Annotated in this window: 1 protein-coding gene; it reads left to right on the top strand. The window is 58.1% G+C overall.

Annotated features, from left to right (window positions below; genetic code table 11):
• On the top strand, positions 1-805 hold an 805-nt coding region (locus Q4Q11_RS31940), incomplete at both ends, for a ShlB/FhaC/HecB family hemolysin secretion/activation protein (protein WP_498571995.1).

Raw genomic sequence — 805 nt, 5'->3', positions numbered from 1 at the left:
GCTACGACGGTCTCTTCGGTCTCAACGACCAATGGAACTTCGCCTACGAGCATACGGGAGCGGACTACCCGTGGCGCAACGACGGCCAAGGCAAGAGCAACAGCTATTCCGGCAATGCGAGTATTCCTTACGGCTATTGGACGTTCTCGGCGAACGCCTCCTATTATGAATATGACAGCTCCATACCGGGCAATTTCGGGCCGCTGGATACCTCGGGCGATTCCAAGCAGGCGGGTATCGGCGCTGACCGCGTGATTTTCCGCGACAAGGATTCGATCACCACCTTCAACAGCGGGCTCACCTACAAGGAAACCAACAACTTCCTGCTGGGCAACAGGATCGAGGTCGGCAGCCGCAAATATACGGTCGGCGATCTCGGTATCTCGCATTCGCGGCGCATGCTCGGCGGCCTTTGGGTTTTCGACCTGTCCTACAGCCAGGGGCTCAACCTCTTCGATGCTGTCGCTCCCGGCGATATCGGGGCAGGGGGTGCAGATCCTCGCTTTTCCAAGTTCACCGGCACGATGACGATGACGCGCCCATTCGAGTTTGCGGACCAGCATTTCGAAATCCATTCGATCGTGACCGGCCAATATTCTCCCGACAAGCTGTTCGGGGCCGAGCAGATCTCGATCGGTGGCTATTCCTCCGTGCGCGGCACGCGCGAGACCATGCTTTTCGGCAATAACGGCTTCTTCATTCGTAACGATCTCGTCTGGCGTACGCAGCCTTTCGCGGACAATGCAGCACTTGCGAAGATCCTCGGCGAGTTCCGCCCCTATCTCGGCCTCGATTACGGACGGAT

It is taken from the genome of Rhizobium sp. UFLA01-1127, from assembly GCF_059803845.1.
This window is presented reverse-complemented; position numbering and strand designations above follow the sequence as displayed.